Annotated in this window: 19 protein-coding genes and 1 pseudogene; 19 read left to right on the forward strand and 1 reads right to left on the reverse strand. The window is 66.2% G+C overall.

Features of this window, described 5'->3' with window-relative positions; genetic code table 11:
• The first annotated feature begins 252 nt into the window (after window positions 1-252).
• The gene (locus DBO86_RS03500) at window positions 253-1,164 is read left to right on the forward strand and encodes a LysR family transcriptional regulator (protein WP_010792183.1); all 912 of its coding nucleotides are present in this window, start codon (window positions 253-255) and stop codon (window positions 1,162-1,164) included.
• Here DBO86_RS03500 and DBO86_RS25780 read toward each other — a convergent pair.
• Window positions 1,134-1,376 carry a hypothetical protein gene (locus DBO86_RS25780; protein ID WP_134280909.1) on the reverse strand — a complete coding sequence of 81 codons (243 nt, stop codon included), beginning with the start codon at window positions 1,374-1,376 and terminating at the stop codon, window positions 1,134-1,136. The genes DBO86_RS03500 and DBO86_RS25780 overlap by 31 nt on opposite strands.
• 342 nt (window positions 1,377-1,718) lie before the next feature.
• On the opposite strand from DBO86_RS25780, the gene DBO86_RS03505 reads away from it, so the two are divergent.
• The 18 genes and pseudogenes from DBO86_RS03505 to DBO86_RS03595 all read left to right on the forward strand — a co-directional run bounded on the left by DBO86_RS03505 (window position 1,719) and on the right by DBO86_RS03595 (window position 17,098).
• A complete protein-coding gene (locus DBO86_RS03505; protein WP_010792182.1) occupies window positions 1,719-2,474 on the forward strand; it encodes a hypothetical protein in 756 nt (251 codons plus the stop codon).
• A gap of 124 nt (window positions 2,475-2,598) precedes the next feature.
• Window positions 2,599-2,817: an AlpA family transcriptional regulator gene (locus tag DBO86_RS03510; RefSeq protein WP_108232989.1), complete on the forward strand. Its 219-nt coding sequence runs from the start codon at window positions 2,599-2,601 to the stop codon at window positions 2,815-2,817.
• 40 nt (window positions 2,818-2,857) lie between these two features.
• Window positions 2,858-3,428, forward strand: a pseudogene (locus tag DBO86_RS03515) (ParA family protein).
• Window positions 3,412-3,648, forward strand: a complete 237-nt coding sequence (locus DBO86_RS03520; protein ID WP_012584779.1) for a hypothetical protein — start codon at window positions 3,412-3,414, stop codon at window positions 3,646-3,648. Before DBO86_RS03515 ends, DBO86_RS03520 begins: the two are co-directional and overlap by 17 nt.
• The gene (locus DBO86_RS03525; RefSeq protein ID WP_108232990.1) at window positions 3,641-5,299 is read left to right on the forward strand and encodes a ParB family protein; all 1,659 of its coding nucleotides are present in this window, start codon (window positions 3,641-3,643) and stop codon (window positions 5,297-5,299) included. The genes DBO86_RS03520 and DBO86_RS03525 overlap by 8 nt, the downstream gene beginning before the upstream one ends.
• Window positions 5,300-5,316: 17 nt before the next feature.
• Complete coding sequence (locus DBO86_RS03530; RefSeq protein WP_108232991.1) at window positions 5,317-5,877, forward strand: DUF2857 domain-containing protein; 561 nt, start codon at window positions 5,317-5,319, stop codon at window positions 5,875-5,877.
• 3 nt (window positions 5,878-5,880) lie between these two features.
• The gene (locus tag DBO86_RS03535; RefSeq protein WP_108232992.1) at window positions 5,881-7,074 is read left to right on the forward strand and encodes an STY4528 family pathogenicity island replication protein; all 1,194 of its coding nucleotides are present in this window, start codon (window positions 5,881-5,883) and stop codon (window positions 7,072-7,074) included.
• Window positions 7,075-7,312: 238 nt separating this feature from the next.
• On the forward strand, window positions 7,313-8,065 hold the full coding sequence (locus tag DBO86_RS03540) for an OST-HTH/LOTUS domain-containing protein (protein ID WP_167399093.1): 753 nt from the start codon (window positions 7,313-7,315) through the stop codon (window positions 8,063-8,065).
• Window positions 8,066-8,253: 188 nt separating this feature from the next.
• Window positions 8,254-9,042 (forward strand): PFL_4669 family integrating conjugative element protein, encoded by a 789-nt coding sequence (locus DBO86_RS03545; RefSeq protein ID WP_108232994.1) that lies wholly within the window; start codon window positions 8,254-8,256, stop codon window positions 9,040-9,042.
• Window positions 9,039-9,590 carry a DUF3158 family protein gene (locus DBO86_RS03550; protein WP_108232995.1) on the forward strand — a complete coding sequence of 184 codons (552 nt, stop codon included), beginning with the start codon at window positions 9,039-9,041 and terminating at the stop codon, window positions 9,588-9,590. The genes DBO86_RS03545 and DBO86_RS03550 overlap by 4 nt, the downstream gene beginning before the upstream one ends.
• Entirely contained in the window at window positions 9,587-9,970 is a 384-nt protein-coding gene (locus tag DBO86_RS03555) for a single-stranded DNA-binding protein (protein ID WP_011805446.1), read from the forward strand. Before DBO86_RS03550 ends, DBO86_RS03555 begins: the two co-directional genes overlap by 4 nt.
• A 294-nt stretch (window positions 9,971-10,264) precedes the next feature.
• The gene (locus DBO86_RS03560) at window positions 10,265-12,280 is read left to right on the forward strand and encodes a DNA topoisomerase III (protein ID WP_011805445.1); all 2,016 of its coding nucleotides are present in this window, start codon (window positions 10,265-10,267) and stop codon (window positions 12,278-12,280) included.
• Between the two features lie 781 nt (window positions 12,281-13,061).
• Window positions 13,062-13,298, forward strand: coding sequence for a hypothetical protein (locus DBO86_RS03570; protein ID WP_011805444.1), 237 nt, complete (start codon window positions 13,062-13,064; stop codon window positions 13,296-13,298).
• Between the two features lie 25 nt (window positions 13,299-13,323).
• Window positions 13,324-13,716 carry a hypothetical protein gene (locus tag DBO86_RS03575; RefSeq protein ID WP_003141051.1) on the forward strand — a complete coding sequence of 131 codons (393 nt, stop codon included), beginning with the start codon at window positions 13,324-13,326 and terminating at the stop codon, window positions 13,714-13,716.
• Window positions 13,717-13,966: 250 nt separating this feature from the next.
• The gene (locus DBO86_RS03580) at window positions 13,967-14,683 is read left to right on the forward strand and encodes a DUF5983 family protein (RefSeq protein ID WP_011805443.1); all 717 of its coding nucleotides are present in this window, start codon (window positions 13,967-13,969) and stop codon (window positions 14,681-14,683) included.
• Window positions 14,684-14,973: 290 nt separating this feature from the next.
• Window positions 14,974-15,771, forward strand: coding sequence for a hypothetical protein (locus DBO86_RS03585; RefSeq protein ID WP_011805442.1), 798 nt, complete (start codon window positions 14,974-14,976; stop codon window positions 15,769-15,771).
• 65 nt (window positions 15,772-15,836) lie between these two features.
• The gene (locus DBO86_RS03590; RefSeq protein ID WP_011805441.1) at window positions 15,837-16,202 is read left to right on the forward strand and encodes a DUF3085 domain-containing protein; all 366 of its coding nucleotides are present in this window, start codon (window positions 15,837-15,839) and stop codon (window positions 16,200-16,202) included.
• Between the two features lie 344 nt (window positions 16,203-16,546).
• Window positions 16,547-17,098, forward strand: a complete 552-nt coding sequence (locus DBO86_RS03595) for an STY4534 family ICE replication protein (protein WP_023124352.1) — start codon at window positions 16,547-16,549, stop codon at window positions 17,096-17,098.
• Window positions 17,099-17,121: the final 23 nt, after the last annotated feature.

Below are 17,121 nucleotides of genomic sequence, written 5' to 3' on the forward strand. Positions count from 1 at the left end.
AGACGCCGCGACTGTCTTCCTCGGGTCGCTGCGGCCACAGAAGATAGCCGAGGCGCGCTGGCGCGAGTGCTCTAGCTAGCCATCCGCCATGACCGCCGCCCGCGTTCAAGCAGCGTTGCAATAACTCCGGACACCATTGCCCGCGTGCTGTGAGCCGGCGACGGCAGCCGCTGCAAGACATGCCGGCCTCTTCTCCGCACGCATGCGGCTCCCTACGATCATAAGGACTGGTCACGTCACGAGGGACTGCGCATGAACTTACGTCATCTTCGCTGTTTCATTGCTGTAGCCGAGGAACTGCACTTCGGTCGAGCCGCTAGGCGGCTGCATATAGAACAATCTCCCCTATCACGCACGATCCGCAAGTTGGAGACAACTCTAGGCGTGACGTTGCTCAGTCGCACGCCGCGGGGCACAACCCTGACTTGGGCAGGGCGAGTCTTCCTCGACGACGCCCGCCGCATCATGTTGAGCGTTGAGCAGGCAGTGGCCAGCGCGAAGGCTGCTGCCTCCGGTTCTCAGGGCATTTTGCGAATCGCGCTGTCGAGAGACATAGGACGGGCGAGGCTATCAGCACTGCTTGCACTGTGCCGCGAAGAGTCGCCGCAGGTAAACATCCGGCTCTCCGAAGTACCGCTGACCGAACTCGTGCAGGGGCTGAACGCAAATCTGTTCGACGCCGGCTTTGCAATGGTCAATGAAGTGGAGGACGGGATCATTGCTGAGCCGCTGTGGGCCGACCCCTTGGTAGTGATCCTGCCCGCACGGCACCCGCTTGTAGCCTTCAAGGAAGTGCCGTTGCAGGAAGTGGTGAGCTATCCGCTGGTACTTTGTGATCCACGGGCATGCCAAGGTTGCGGTCGGCAGAGCGAACGACTGTTCCGCTCTGTCGATGTCCAACCGATCGTGGCTGAGTATGCCGCTTCTCACGGGCTGATGCTGACGTTGGTGGCCGCAGGGTACGGGCTAAGTTTTTCCACTGCCGCGCACTTGGCAACTTGCCAGCCGGCGGATGTTGTTGTCCGCCCGTTGGCCGGTCAGAGCGCATCGATAACCACCTATCTGTTACGAACCGAGGGTGGCATGACGGAGCCGTTGCAGCGGTTCATCGAACGCGCCGAACGTGTATGTCATCAGGACGCAAGCACATCACGCGCGATCTGACGCAGATCTATCGAAAGGTGCGCGGCTAGTTTTCTCGGATTGCGCGATTCATCTTTGGTCTTGCGGCTGACCCGATCTGCATGGCTCATGCGCTGTACTGATGCCAGTTTCGACGCAATTGCTGCGCCCTTCCGTCCTCCGGCACTCGCCTGCGGGCTCGCCGCCGCGGTCATTTCACTGACGCGGAACGCATGAGCTTTTGCTGGTTGCAAACCGGCTCATCCTGTTGACGCATTGGCACTTTACGCCGTTGGAATTCCTACGGAAAACTTTGGCCAGGTTTCGGGTAAAGCGCGGCACCCATGCTTGACTCCAGGGGAGCGCGACCACCAAGCCGCGTGCCGGTCCAAAGGCAAAGCGCCCGCATCATGGTTGAGGAGTTTCAAGCGTAGCAAGATGTAGTTCGCCCTTAGCCGGCCGTCAGCGCCGATGCAACGCTTCCTTCCACGATCCCGGCCGGTCCTGCGCTTCATCCGGATTTCTGGGCAATCGCCTCGCCCACTTGGGCGGTGCGCGTCTGCCAGAGTTCGATCCGACGATGGGACGCACGCGACATGGAGAAATCGAGTTGCCTTGCCTTTGGCGCCAGGATCTACTACCGCCCGATCGAGGCGGCCGTCCGTTGGGCGGGACTGTTGCGCTTTGAGCCGCGGATTCTGGAAACGCTCGGGCCACGTGCCATGCCTGAGCCGAACGACTTTCCGCGCTGGCCCTTGCTGCGCCTTTTCTCCGAGCGCATCTTCGACGCATTGGCACACGATGAGCTTTCTTACGGCAAGGCAGGCATGGCGCAGGAACCTCAGCGCCCCGCACTCGACGATCCTGCGTTGATCGTGCGCCACGTCGACCTGAAGGCGTGGATGTCGCATTACTACCCCGGTGAGCGGCCTCCATTCCTGTTCGACGGCATCGAGCGCGAACTGCATCCTTCGGTGAGCGTCGCCATGCTGAACGTGTTGCTGGCCGATCGCGAGGCCGCCAAGCTGCAGCTTGCCGAACTCGCACAACTACATGCGGCGCTGAAGGCACAGCACGAAGCGTTGGCGAAGGAGCATGCCAGTAGCATTCGTGAGGGCGATGCGAGTGAACCGGGCCTGCGCAGCGAATCGACTTACCTGAACATCATTGGCGGCCTGCTGACATTGCTGTTGGGCAAGTCCCCCGCGGGCTCTGCCTACTCGTCCTTCCGCAACATGGATGCGGTGATCAGTGCGCTACTGGCCCACCATGAAGGGCGGCCCGGCATCAGCGAGCGAACGCTGTGGAGCAAGCTGGCACAGGCGCGTCGCCACCTGGAGGCATCGCGCTGAGCCTGTAACAGCAGACTGCAATTGCAGTTGCGTGTTCTGCAGTTGCAGTGAATCTCGCAGCAGCAGCATATGGAATGCGAGGCACTTTCTGAACAACGCCATCGAGCGTCAAGGAGTGCCTCTCATGTCTTCGCAGACCATCGCGCCGGCCTTGCCGCCCGAGCACCGCGTCCTGCGCCGCGCCGAGGTCGAAGCCAAGACCGGCTTCAAGCGCGCGCACATCTACAGCCTGATGAAGGAAGGCAAGTTCCCCAAGGCGCTGCGCCTCGGCGTGCGCGCGGTGGGCTGGGACTCGGTGGAGATCGAACAGTGGATCGCTGATCGCCTCAAAGAACGCTCCTGACGCTTCTTCTCGGTTCATGCCATTCGACGAGGAGAAGCTCATGCAGGTGGTGTCCATCATTTCGACCAAGGGCGGCGTGGGCAAGACCACGACGGCGGCCAACCTGGGCGGCTTCATCGCCGATGCCGGGCTGCGCGTGCTGCTGCTGGACCTGGACGTACAGCCCACGCTGTCGAGCTACTTCACGCTGGACGTGCGCGCGCCCGGCGGCATCTACGAGATGCTGGCCTTCAACGAGCGGCGCATCGAGCAACTGGTGTCGCGCACCGCGATTGCGGGCCTGGACCTGGTGCTCTCCAACGACGACCGCGGCGAACTGAACACGCTGCTGCTGCACGCTCCGGATGGGCGCCTGCGACTGCGCCATTTGCTTCCCGTTTTCCGCACGCACTATGACTTGCTGCTGGTCGACACCCAGGGCGCGCGCTGCGACACGAGGACTGCCGGTGCACCGGGTGGAGTACCGGCGGCCGGCTGGGCGCACGGCGCCTGCGGCGCTGGCCACCATGCGCACGCTGGCCGGCGAGCTGTTTCCCGCGTGGCGGGAGCGCTTCGCGCTGGTCACCGGCCGGGCCGATGTGGGAGGGGCCGGCCATGGCGAGCGCGCATGAACTGGCGCGCGGCCGTGAACGGCTGCGCGCGCTGATCGAGTTCGCGCTGGGCGAAGGCTGGCGCGTGGTGCGCACGTCCGGCGGGCACCTGAAATTCACGAAACAAGGCTGCGCGTCGATCTACACCAGCTCGACTGCGAGCGATCACCGTGCCGACCGCAATGCCCGCGCGCAACTTCGCCGCGCCGACCGGCAGGCGCAGGAGAACGGCCGTGGCTGAGCTGACGCCGCAGGACATGGCGGCCAAGCTGCTGGCCACCGGCTTCGAGCGCAGCGGCCCTTCGGCCGCGACCTTGAGCGACCCCATCGCCGACACGCCGATGGTGGTGACGCTGGACCAGTTGCGGCCCTACGACCACGACCCGCGCGTGACGCGCAACCCGGCTTATGCGGAGATCAAGGCGTCCATCCGCGAACGCGGGCTGGACGCGCCCCCCGCGATCACGCGCAGGCCGGGCGAGGCGCACTACATCATTCGCAACGGCGGCAACACGCGGCTGGCGATCCTGCGCGAGTTGTGGAGCGAGACCAAGGAGGAACGCTTCTTCCGCATCGCGTGCCTGTTCCGCCCGTGGCCGGCGCGCGGCGAAATCGTGGCGCTGACCGGGCATCTGGCCGAGAACGAGCTGCGCGGCGGGCTGACCTTCATCGAGCGGGCGTTGGGCATCGAGAAAGCGCGCGAGTTCTACGAGCAGGAAAGCGGCCAGGCGCTGTCGCAAAGCGAACTTGCGCGGCGGCTGACTGCCGACGGCTATCCGGTGCCGCAGTCGCACATCAGCCGTATGAACGATGCGGTGCGCTACCTGCTGCCGGCGATCCCGACGCTGTTGTACGGCGGATTGGGCCGGCATCAGGTGGACCGGCTCGCGGTGTTGCGCAAGGCGTGCGAGCGCACCTGGGAGCGGCGTGCGCTGGGCCGCACCGTGACCGTGGACTTCGCCGCCTTATTTCAGGACGTGCTGACGCAGTTCGACACACAGCCGGACGACTTCTCGCCGCAGCGGGTGCAGGACGAGCTGGTCGGCCAGATGGCCGAGCTGCTGGAGGCGGACTACGACACGCTGGCGCTGGAGATCAACGAAAGCGAAAGCCGCCAGCGTGCGCTGACCAGCGAACCGGCGGCGCCGACGCCACCGGCAGCGCCTGTCGCGCCTGCTGGTCCTCCTCCGCCGGTCTCCGCGCCTCAGCAGCCACCCGCCTCGTCTGTGCCGCGCGACACCACGCCGGTCGCGCCTCCGGCGCCAGCAGCGACACCGCCTGCATCGCCCGAAGCGCCGGAGGACCAGCACGGGGTACGCGAAGAGCGCCTGCAAGGGCACATCGTGACACCGGCACCGACCACCGAGCGCCTGCAGTCCATCCAGCGGATGGTTGCGGACCAGCTCGGCGACAAGCTGCCCGACTTCGAGGCCGATGCGCTGCGTGCGATCCCCGTACAAGTCGGCGGGCTCTATCCCATCTCGGACGTCTGGTACGTCGAGCCGGGGCTGGACGCGCCGGATCGCCTGCGTGTGCACATCGCGCAGTTCGCGCGCGAAATCGGCGAGGAAGCGGCGGTTGCCGACCACATCGAGGCCAGCGACGGCGGCATCGGCTTTGTCTGCGTGGCGCCGGCCGTGGACCAAGCGAAGGCACTGCCGGCGTTCGCGCGGGCGGTGCTGACCCTGCTGCATGTACTGAGCGCGGCGCCGCCCGCCGCGAACGGATTGGACCGCGCGCGGCTGGCCGACGAGCTGGCGGCGCTGCTGCATGGCCACGGCGGCTCGGCCACACGCCTGAGCGATGCTGCGCTGGTGAAGCTGTTCCGCCTGCTGCGCCTGGCGCGCCGGCTGCTGGATCTGGAAGCCGGCGTAGCGAGCCAAGATTCCTGAGCGCAGGAGGCTCCCGCATGTCGGCACCGCACCCACTCAACCAGGCCGTGATCGCCCAGGCCCTGCATGACCTGCGCAACGGCCAGTTGCGCCGCTGCAAGGCGATGGGCTTCGGCGAGGAGGAGCTGGATGCGCTGAAGCACCCCGAACTCGTGAGCATGCTGGTGAATGCCACGGTGTCGTGGTGTTCGGTGTCGGTGAACCGGGAAGTGTTGAAGCGGCTGCTGAGCCAGGTGCACGACGTGGAGCGGGAGATCGCCACGGTGGACCGCATGCTGCGCCTGGGGGCAAGCACGGAAATGGTCAGCAAGTTCTACGGTCTCACCCATCAGGAAGTGGCGCTGCGCCGCAACATCCTCGGGCTGCCCAAGCGCAAGGGCCGGCATCCGGTGCTCGACGAGGCGCAGGACGTGGCCCTGTGGGAACGCTGGAAGGCCGGCATCACGGAGCGGCACATCGCACTGAACGACGACATGGCGATGCTGGCGCTGACCATGGACCTGGCCGAGGCCATGACCCTGCCCATGTCGGTGATCTGGTCGGCGATACGGAACTGGGTCGACCAGGGGCTGGTGTAGGTCATGACGACGGGCGACGCTCCAAGGCGCGATGGCCCGGTTGCGCTGTCGGCGTTGTTCGACGAGGCGCTGCGGCACCTTGAGCCGAAGGAACCGGCGCAGGGCACGGCGCCGAGCCAGGACTGCTTTCTCTACAGCGGCAACCGGCACGAGAGCGTCCCGCGCGCGCTGTTCCTCGACCGGCGCCTGACGCCGCTGGAGCGCAATGCCTGGCAGGTGTTCCGCCTGCAGCTCAACGACGACGGCGTGACCGCCTTTCCTACCTACGACCAGCTCCGCCCCTATCTGGCGTCCATGCCCTGTGCGTCGCAAGCCTCGCACGAGACCGTGGCGCGCGCCTTGACGCTGCTGCGGCTGACACGCTGGCTCAGCCTGGTGCGGCGGCGGCGCGATCCCAGGACCGGCCGTATCCAAGGCAACCTCTACGTGCTGCACGACGAACCGCTGTCGCCCTTCGAGGCGATGCAGCTCGACCCGGACTACCTGGGCTTGGTCAGTCAGGCGCTCACGCACGCGGCGAAGGCGGTGCAGGTCGTGGGCATGAACACGCTGCGGGAGATCGCCGAAGACCCGCTGCTCAGCGGGCGCACGCTGCCGACCCGCCTGCAAGTGCTGGCGCAGCGCATGGCGCGGCATGGCTGGACGACGCCAGGTTATCCACAGGAGGGTGCGGACCACGAATCCGAAGAAGGCCAGGAAGCCCTTCTTCGGAATGCTGCGCGCCCGTCTTCGGAATCCGAAGCAGGGCCGAAACCCGCGCCGGACGGCTCTCTTCGGATTCCGAAGCAGGACCGTACAGTACGTAATGATCGTATAAATGAAGTACGTACAGTACCGCGCGCGAGGGCCTTGCAGAACCTGCGGCTGCCCGAGCGTTTCCTGCGCTTGAAGGACGAGCAGCAGGCCGGCGCGCTGGTGGCACTGCAGCAGGTGGACGAGGCGCAGAGGCAGGCCGTTCTTGACGAGTGGGCGGCACGCTGCCACAACAGCGCGGTACGCAACCCGGCCGGCTACCTGTTTGGCATCATCCAGAAGGCGATCCGCGGGGAGTTCAAGGCCTGGGCCGGAGAAAGTGCATCGGCACCGCCAGCGCCTCCGCCACCTGCGCCATCGTCACCGCCGGCATCCCGTGCGGCTGACCCCGAGGTGGCACGTGCCTACCTGGCACAGCTCCGAGAAGCCTTGCGTGATCGCTGATGTTGACTATCCCCAGGGGATAGCTAGAACAGACATCTTTCCGCCGCGCTCGATTGTCGCCCGCCGAATGACAGGCGAAACTGTCGCCTGTGAATCAGACGAGGACAGCCACGCACGAGCCCGGCCGACGATGGACATGACGACTTCCCCCGCCACAAACGCACTGCAACCACTGCAGCGAGACGTTCAGCGCTTGCTGGGCAGATGCCTGTTGCGCCTTCAACAATACGAGCGCCTCATGAAAGCCATCGTGGCCCACCACGAGATTTCAGGCCCGGCGCATTCGCTGGAGTCCATTCGCGCAGCGCGGATTGAAGATGCCGCGACCAAGACCCTGGGCACGTTGGTCGGACAACTGTTTGGTTCGTATGTCGTCACCGATGGAAATGGTGGCGAGGAACGCGACGACGATCTTCCCGGCGACGTGGTTTCCTTTCGCACGCGCGTGCAACTGAGCCTGTCTGCGCAGGACTACGCCAAGACCCAGGCCGACCTCAAAGACCTGGTATCGCTGCGCAACACACTGGTGCACCACTTCATCGACCAGCACGATCTATGGACCGTGGACGGGTGTCGCGCTGCACAGGACGAACTCGGTTCCGCCTACACGCGCGTCGATCAACACTTCGAGCAGCTGCGCGGCTGGGCCGAGCACATGGATCAGGCGCGGCGCCTGGCAGCGGAATTCGTCCAGTCGGACGTGTTCCACGACCTGGTGGTCAATGGCATCGCGCCGGACGGCACGGTGGACTGGTCGGCCGCCGGCATCGTTCGTGCGCTGCGCGAGGCCGCTGCGCAGTTGGCCGTCGAGGGCTGGACACCCATCGCCGCCGCTGGCCGCTGGATCGCGGAGCGGCATCCCGAGCAGCTTCCAGCCAAGTACGGCTGCAGCAGTTGGCGGCAGGTGGTGCACGAGTGCCGCCTGTTCGAGCTTCGCTACCGTGAGGTGGAGGGGCAACGGGCCGCCTGGTACAGACCTCGCGAAGCATAGCCCCGCAACGCGGTCTCACCTCCGCGCGAGCCGCGAACACATCCGCCGAGCTATCCCCAGGGGATAGCCGGCACACACGGCCTTCCGCGCGGAACAAACCGGGCGCGCATGGGCTGCGGTTTGTTGACTGACAGCCTTCCGGCCGATGCCGATGCTGGCGACTCGCCAATTCACCGCGAGTCGCTCCCATGGCCAACGAACGCACAGAACCCCTGCAACTGAATCTCGGATCGCTGCGCAGCGCGATGTCGCTGACGCTGCACACGCACCACGCTTCGCGCATCTGGCACGGCCGTGCGCCGACCGAGGGGCGCCCCGGCATCATCGGTCTCAACGGCTTCATCGGCGCCATGAACAAGATGAAGCGCGGCGCCGAGCAGGACGACCCGTACTCGGACTCGTGGATGTTGCGGATCGAGGACAAGCTCGCCGACACCAAGACCCGTCTGCAGACCCTGCGCGAACAGGTGGATCAGGCCTTGGCCGACGTGCCAGCGGCGCTGTCCCTGGGCGAGAACATGAACGTGCAGCCGGTGAAGCTGCCGCTGTTCGTGAACGCCCAGCTCGGTTTCATGGCGGTGTATCTGCTGGCCGACTACGACGACCTGGCACGCAAACTCATCCTGGCGCACCACACGGCGCTGATCGACCGCAGCACCTTGGAGCGCTGGCTCAATGATGGTGCGCACGCGCTGCGCAGCCTGTTCTCGCTGGCCCAGCAGTACCGCTACTCGGGCACCACGCGCGACGACTTCGCGGCGAAGAACGCGGCGGCGCGAGCGGCGCTGGAGAAGTTCGGCGAGTTGCCGCAGGACGTGCTGGAAGGCACGCGCCGCTCGCGCTTCGCGCCACCGATCGCGCGGCGGACGACCAAGCCCGGCACGCCGCCTGCAGCGCCCGCCATCGAGCCCGATGCGCCGGCTCACACGGATGGCACAGCCGATGGTGCCGCGGGCGATAAGGCTGCGGGCGCATGACAGCATCGATCCCCATCAGCCACTCCACGCGCTTCCTGCCGCTGGAACAGGCGGACTTCCAGCGCCTGGAACACGGCTCCTACCTAAAAGGCCTTTTACAGCCTTTTAAAGGTAAGGGGAGTCTGGAGGCCTGGGCCAACCAGTGCACGGCGCTGCGCGACGACTTAATCGGGCTGGCGCAGCGGCGCGTGCTGCAACAGGCGCGGGCCTACCCCTTCTCGCTGCTCGACGTGCAACTGGCCCAGCAGACCACTGGCGCAGGCACGACCTTCCTGCGCTGGCGCAACCTCGACCGTTCCTCCATGGGCGTGGCGTTGTGGGAGGCCCTGCTGGCCAACCCCGCGACGCCGGCCTCGCTGATCGACGAGCTGTACGCGATGGAACTGCAGCGCATCGTGCTGAACATGCAGATCAGCCTGACCCACAGCATCGCTCGCCAAGCCCTGGAATGCGCCAGCAAGGCCGCGCAGGCCGAAGCGGCTTACCTGCGACGTGTCCACGGGCATGCCGCGTCGGTTCCATCCACCACCCCCAAGGAGTCTCCATGAGCACGCACTTCGTCGGCGAGGGCAACATCGGTTCCGCGCCGGACTATCGCGAATTCCCTAACGGCAACGACGAGCCGCGCCGGCTGCTGCGCCTGAACGTCTACTTCGACAACCCGATCCCAAAGAAGGACGGTGAATTCGAGGACCGCGGCGGCTTCTGGGCGCCCGTGGAGCTGTGGCACCGCGACGCCGAGCACTGGAAGACGCTGTACCAGAAAAGTATGCGGGTGCTGGTCGAGGGCCGCACCGTGCGCGACGAATGGGAGGACGCCGACGAGAACGAGCGCGTGACGTTCAAGGTCGAGGCGCGGCGCGTGGGCATCCTGCCGTACCGCATCGAGTCGGTGGCGCTCAGCGCCAAGCCGGCCGGCGGACAGTAGTTCGCCCATCGCCGGTCCCCCGAGGGCGGCTGTAGCAACCGTCATACGCCCGCGATGCACCAGCGAGCTATCCCCAGGGGATAGCTCCAAGGTCGTCCACAGAGTTCCAGCCGCCCTCCCGAAACGACGCTCTTGCTGTGCCAGCTCCTGCGGTCTATGCGCACTGCTGCGGCAACGGACCGCCTGCCGATCACAAAGCGGTGTCTGCATCAATCGGCTTCCTTGCTGCCGGCATCTCCTGGCCCCGCCAAGCTGACGCCCATCCGATGAACCGCACATTTTCAAGGAGGCTTCATGCGCGTGTTCCTGTGCGAGAAGCCGTCCCAGGGCAAGGACATCGCCCGTGTGCTGGGTGCCGGCCACCGCGGCAACGGCTGCTACAGTGGCGCCGGTGTCGTCGTGACCTGGTGCATCGGTCATCTGGTGGAGGCGGTTCCGCCCGAAGGCTACGGCGATCAATACAAGCGCTGGGCCATCGAGCAACTGCCTATTCTTCCTGAGCGTTGGCGTGTCGAGCCCAAGGCGGCGACCGCGGCGCAATTCAAGGTCGTGCAGCAGCTCGTCGCCAAGGCGGGCGAGCTGGTGATTGCGACCGACGCCGACCGCGAGGGCGAGATGATCGCCCGCGAGATCATCGACCTGTGCGGCTACCACGGGCCGATTCAGCGCCTGTGGCTGTCGGCGCTCAACGATGCGTCGATCCGCAAGGCGCTGGGTGCGCTCAAGCCGTCCGCCGAGACGCTGCCGCTGTATTTCTCCGCACTCGCCCGATCGCGCGCCGACTGGCTGATCGGGATGAACTTGAGCCGCTTGTTCACACTGCTGGGGCGTCAGGCCGGCTATATGGGCGTGCTGTCGGTGGGGCGCGTGCAGACGCCGACGCTGAAGTTGGTGGTGGATCGTGATCGCGAGATCGCGCGCTTCGTCTCTGTGCCGTATTGGGCCGTGGACGTGCTGCTATCCCATGCCGGCCGGTCCTTCACCGCGAGCTGGATACCGCCCGAAGGCAGCACCGATGCAGCGGGTCGCTGCCTTCAGCAGCCGGTGGCGCAGCAGGCTGCGGATTGCATTCGCGCCGCACGCGATGCGCAGGTCGTGTCGGTGGACACCGAGCGCGTGCGCGAGGCACCGCCGCTGCCGTTCGACCTGGGCACGCTGCAGGAGGTGTGCTCCAAGCAGTTGGGCCTCGACGTGCAGGAGACGCTGGACATCGCGCAGGCGCTGTACGAGACGCACAAGGCGACGACCTATCCGCGCAGCGACTCGGGATACCTGCCCGAAAGCATGCTCGCGGAAGTGCCGGCGGTGCTCGATGCACTGCTCGCCACCGATCCCAGCCTGCGGCCCTTGATCGGCCAGCTCGACCGCAACCAGCGTTCGCGCGCCTGGAACGACGGCAAGGTGACGGCTCACCACGGCATCATCCCGACGCTGGAGCCCGCTAACCTGTCGGCCATGAACGAGAAGGAACTGGCCGTCTACCGGCTGATCCGCGCTCATTACCTCGCGCAGTTCCTCCCGCACCATGAGTTCGACCGGACGGTAGCGCAGTTCTCGTGCGGCAGTCAGTCGCTGGCGGCCGTGGGCAAGCAGATCGCCGTCACCGGCTGGCGCGAGGTGCTGGCGACGCCGGGGCCGGACGATGCTGACGGCGAGGATGCGCAGCGCAGCCAGGTGCTGCCGGCGCTGCATGCGGGCCTGTCCTGTCCGGTCGGCAAGGTGGATCTCAAGGCGCTGAAGACGCTGCCGCCCAAGCCCTACACGCAGGGCGAGCTGATCAAGGCCATGAAGACTGTCGCCAAGTTCGTGACCGACCCGCGGCTGAAACAGAAGCTGCGAGATACCACAGGCATCGGCACCGAGGCGACACGCGCCAACACCATCAACGGTCTGATCGGTCGCGGCTACCTGGTCAAGAAAGGCCGCGCCGTCCGCGCTTCCGATGCGGCATTCACGCTCATCGACGCGGTGCCCTCGGCCATCGCCGACCCCGGCACCACGGCGGTGTGGGAGCAGGCGCTGGACATGATCGAGGCCGGCCAGATGGCGCTGGACACCTTCATCGAGAAGCAGTCCGTGTGGGTCGGCCAGCTCGTGCAGCAGTACCGCGGCGCAACGCTCTCGCTCAAGCTGCCGCCGGCGCCGGCCTGCCCGCAGTGCGGCGCACCGATGCAGCAGCGCACGGGCAAGAGCGGCGCGTTCTGGTCCTGTTCGCGCTACCCGGACTGCAAGGGCACGTTGCCGATCGAGTCCCCGACGGGCCGGCGCAGCGCACCGCGCAAGCGGTGCGCTGCCTCCAAGGCGTCCTGATCCTCGCTTCCCCCTGCCGCGCCGGCCACTTCACTGGCGGCGAGGCAAACGTCCCGCACCGCGCGGGACTCCAAAGCGCGCGTCTCCTTCTGCAACGGTGTGCGCGCCCCGTCTGCCCGCCGTCGGGCGACGGGGCGAGAAGGTCATTGCTCCACGAATCGCGCCCGCCGCCATTCCCTTGATCGGTGTGCCTTGCCTCGGTCACGAGGGGCTTCCTGACGCCTTGCCGCCGCGCGAGCCGTGAGGAGGCCCCTTGGGCCGAGGGTATTCCGTGCCGGTGCCCGCCGGCGAAACATCGGGCTCCCTTTGTGTGTGGATGCACGCCAGAGGTTTCCGGCCCCAGCCACGAAACGGGCCGGGTGCGATTGCTGACGCAGCGAACGGCTTTGACGACGGCCTGCGCTGACGCAGCCCACAGGTGGTTTTCCTTTCTCTTCAGCCGAAGGCCCGTGTGGCCTTCGGCGCCCTGGTCTTTGCCTTGTCCCGTGACGCGGGCCATTGCCCTAAAGCGGGCCGTCCGCGATTCGGTTTTCCCTGCGACGGCAGCCATGCTTCGCGCCCATCCTCACGCCATGCGTTGCTGACAGTCGTCAGCGGCATGCCCTGGCAGTCTCGGTCTTCAAGACTGCAACGCGGTTCGCCGCGTCGACCGATCCAGTCCGCTTCGCATCGCCCACCGCGGACGCTCGCCGGCCTGGCGACGATGCACTTTTCTCAACCACCCGAGGGGAACCCCATCCCCTGCGGGATGCGTGCTCCCCGACCCACCAAGGAGCACGGCATGTCTGAACCTTCCGCATCTTCCTCTGCAACCGCAGTGCGCAGTGGTGCGCTGGCGCTGACCTGGACCGGCAAGCGTTTGCCGCTACAGGTGCTGCGCAGCGCGGCCGGCCACTACATCGGCACACAAGACGACGAAGGCCCGGTATCGCGGGAGTCCGTCGAGTATTTCCCGAACCACCTCGCAGCACAGCGCGCCCTGGATACCCATGCCTGGACACAGCGCGCTCACGCCTGATTCCCACCCTTCAAGGAGTTCTCTCATGAATCTGTCTTTACCCGAAGACGTGCTCGATCAGATGGCGCTGGAACAGGCGCACTTCGACGCTGCACCGCAGGCCTTCTTCGAGGCCTGGAAGCGCGGCGCGCAGATCGCCGGTCACGAGTGGTTCGGCGACGGCACACGCGAAGGTCTGCAGCGTGCCACCACCAAGTGGGACCTGCGGCCCAACATGCTGATGCTCAACGACGCCTTGGGCGTGCTGAGCAGCGGTCAACGCATGTTCCTGTCCGCGATGGTGAGCTTCTACAACTCCCGCGAGGGCGGCGCGATGCTCAAGCGTTGCGGCTTCGAGGGGCTGTCCGACTTCGGCGGCCTCGATCTGGAGCGGCGCCAGGTCATCGCCGACCTCACGCTGCACTACAACGGCTGGTGAGCCGCGCCTGGCAACCCGCCGTCTTTTCATCCCACCCCACGAGGGACATGCGTCCCCGTTCGGGGCCATGTCCCTCCTTCCTTTCGCAGGAGCGGCCATGTCCCGAATCAGCATCTTCCACTGACCTGCACCGCCCGCCACCAGGGCGGCCCGACGCCGCGGCCGGCTGACCGGCTGCCACTTCATCCACTCGCTGGGGTTCAATCCCCGGCAGGGGATTGCCTCGGCCATCCTCTGCTGGAGGAATCCCATGTCTCATTCCAAAAAACCCTTCGTCCGCGGCTACGATGGCCTGTCCGTGCAGCGGCTGCTGGCGATTTCCTACGACGACGACTGCCCGCTGAGCTATCTGCCGCTGCACGTCTCGCAGTCGCACCTGCCGGACAGCCAGGTCGAGCGCCATGCCTGCGTCTTCTGCGACGACTTCGCGCTGATCACCGAGGGCCAGAACGTGCCGCCCGAGCTGGACGCGCAGTGCCCCAGCCACGGTATCGCCCGAAACCTCGTCTACGCCGTCATGGCCGAAGAAGCCGGCCAGCCGCTGCACGTCGGCGATACCTACTCCGAGGAAGCCGCGCGCGAGGTGGTACGCCGCCTGCGCTTCGAGACCGGGTTCTACAGCCGTGCCTGGGAAATCAGTTCGGCGCACATCACCGAGGAGGCCGGTCGCTTCCTCGCCGAACTGGCGGACATCGCCACGCCGAGCGGTTTTCTGTTCGTGGCCTTCCGCATTCCCTACAGCCCGGCGGTCGGCGTGAAGCTGGTCGCCACGCCCTGGACGGATGCGAACCTGCAGCATGTCGAGGGCATCACCGCCGAAGAGCTGCGGCAGGAGCACCGGGCCAAGGGCGTGCCGGAGTCCCTCGTGGAAGTGTTGCACCTGGCTGCGCTCGCCGACGTTCGCATGTTGGTGTTCGATGCCGACGCGCCAGTGCTGGACGGGCTGACGCTCTACGACGACGAGTAACCCGCAACCCATTCGAGCCCCCACGTCGGGGCTCTTCTTTTTCGCGGAACGCGGTGCCGGCGCATTGCCGATTCCCAACGGACGGTCGCCGCCATGTGCCGCACGCTGGCCGCATGTTCGCTGGCGTTGCCGGCAGCATGCCCAGGCAGTCGAGACCTTCAAGACTGCGGCGCGGTTCGCCGTGCTGGTTGCTTCGTTCTCCGGGCGCACCCGCGTCCATCCACCTCACCCTCAAGGGACAGACCTCCCTTGCGGGCGGGAGTCCCTTGGTTGCCACAAGGAGTCTCCCCATGGATACCCAAGCCATCCGCGCACAGATGCCGACGCTCGTTGTCGGTCATGTGCCTTCCAACGTCCGTTCGTTCAAATTCAACATCTTCGACGGCCAGCCCAAGGTTTCGACGCTGGGCTTTCACATCGACCCGAAGCCTTTCGAGGGCAAGGTCATCGCCACCACCGACGAGGCCATCGTCGTCAAGACGGGACGAGCCGAGTTCGCGGTGCTCGATCGCACGCTCGTGACCGAAGTGCCCGACGAGGGCGCCAAGGTGCAGGTCGAACCCTATGTCAGACGCCGCTTCGACGGTCAGCGGGCGGACACGCCCGAGGAGCAGACCGAGTTCACCGCCGACGGCCAGCCCTACACGGTGAAGCGGTTGGTGCTCGGGTCCGCACCGGCGAAGCTGCCGATTCCCAAGCCCCGCTGCCCCGAGCTGCAGGAACTGGTCGACCAACTGGAGCAGTTGCCCGCTCCCGACGGTTTCCGGCGCGTCACCCACATGCTGGTGGATGCCGGCGCGCGGGACATCACCTGGGTCGATCCGCTGCCCGCCGACATCATCCGCACGCCGCCGGCCATCGGCTTCACCGTCGCCACGACGAAGTTCCAGGGTCGCGTCACCGTGCTGTATGAGCGTGGCCTCGACCTCTACGCGGTGGAGCTGCACCGCGACGGCGAGCTGGTCGAACGGGTCGATGAGGTGTTCTTCGACACCCTCGGCGAGACGCTGGAACGGCTGATCGACGACGGGAGTTGGCGGCGCATCCGCGTGCAGTGCCTGTCGTGTCGTAAGGCTATCCGGCACTGATCTCACAGCAGCTTCCCGCCCTCGCGGCGGGAAGCCTCTTTTCCTGCCCCCTGGAGATCACACCCATGACTGTTCGATTCAAAGGCACGGAGCTGCGGCCCGTGCTCGCCGAAGCGGTGGCGAATCAATGCCGCGTCATCCTGGTCAAGGATCAGGGCGTGTACTTCCTGGCCGAGTGCGGCGAGCGCCGACCCGATGGTCGCCAGAAGACCATCGCCTATGCCGCTGGCTGCAACCCGGATGTCGATGCCTTCGATGACTGGTGGGAGCTGGCGCGCGCCGAGTTCGGCGGCGATGACTTTGGCGAGTTCTTCGATCCGAAGGAGGGCGTGTTTGCGTGCATCCTGCACAGCGAGGACGATCTCGACGTGTCCGCCACCGCGACACACCTGTCGCTGCAGGCGGTTCCTTCCGCGCCCAGCGGTAACTGACCGCCCATCCCTGGCCCCCGCTCCGGGGGCCTCTTTCTTCCCGGCAATGCGGACAGCCGCGAGTGCCAATTACCGCTCGCATGCGCGCCGCCCCGGCGCCACGCTTCCGCCCATGTTCCGCTGACGTCCGTCAGCGACATGCCCAGGCAGCCACGATCTTCAAGGCTGCGATGCGGTTCCGACCGCGTTGATCACCCCAGTTCGCACCGGCATCCATGCGCGAACGGCCATCGGTTCTCGATGGCGATGCCACCAAGCTGTTCCATCAACCCACGCGGGGGTTCCACACCTTCCCCGCCTTGGGTCGGGTGTGTCTCCGCCTCATTGTTCTCAGGAGATTCACCATGACCACTTCCACCGAAAAGTCCTACTTCGATCTGCACATCACCGGCCTCGGGTATCTCAATCGCATCCGCGAAGTGAAGCCCAAGAAAGGCGATGCGTTCCTGGCCTGCGACATCGCGGCTCTGAACGGTCCCAGCGATGACGTCTCGTATGTGCGTTTCGACACGCGCGTATCGGGTTCGGAAGCGCAGCACCTGGTGCGCCGCTGCATTCAGGCGGTCGACGCCGAGAAGAAGGTGATGATCGGCTTCCGCCTGGGCGACCTGTGGGCCGACACCTTCACCTACTCCAAGGGCAAGCGTGCCGGCGAGCAGGGGGTGAGCCTCAAGGCCCGCCTGCTGTTCGTCAGTTGGATCAAGGTCGACGGCAAGCTCGTCTACAAGGCCGAACCCAAGCCGACCGAGACCGACGAGCGCGACCCGGAAGTCCCTGTGACGTCCGACGCGCCCGCCGCGCAGCAAGCCTCGGCACCGGAGCCTTCCAAGCCCGACGCCGATGCTGCCGACGACGCTGCCGATGCCCCCGCATTGGCCGTTGCCGAGTCGTTCTGATCCGCAAGGCCCCATCCCCGGGG

It is taken from the genome of Ectopseudomonas oleovorans (assembly GCF_003052605.1).
In the GTDB taxonomy this organism is placed as follows: domain Bacteria; phylum Pseudomonadota; class Gammaproteobacteria; order Pseudomonadales; family Pseudomonadaceae; genus Aquipseudomonas; species Aquipseudomonas oleovorans_A.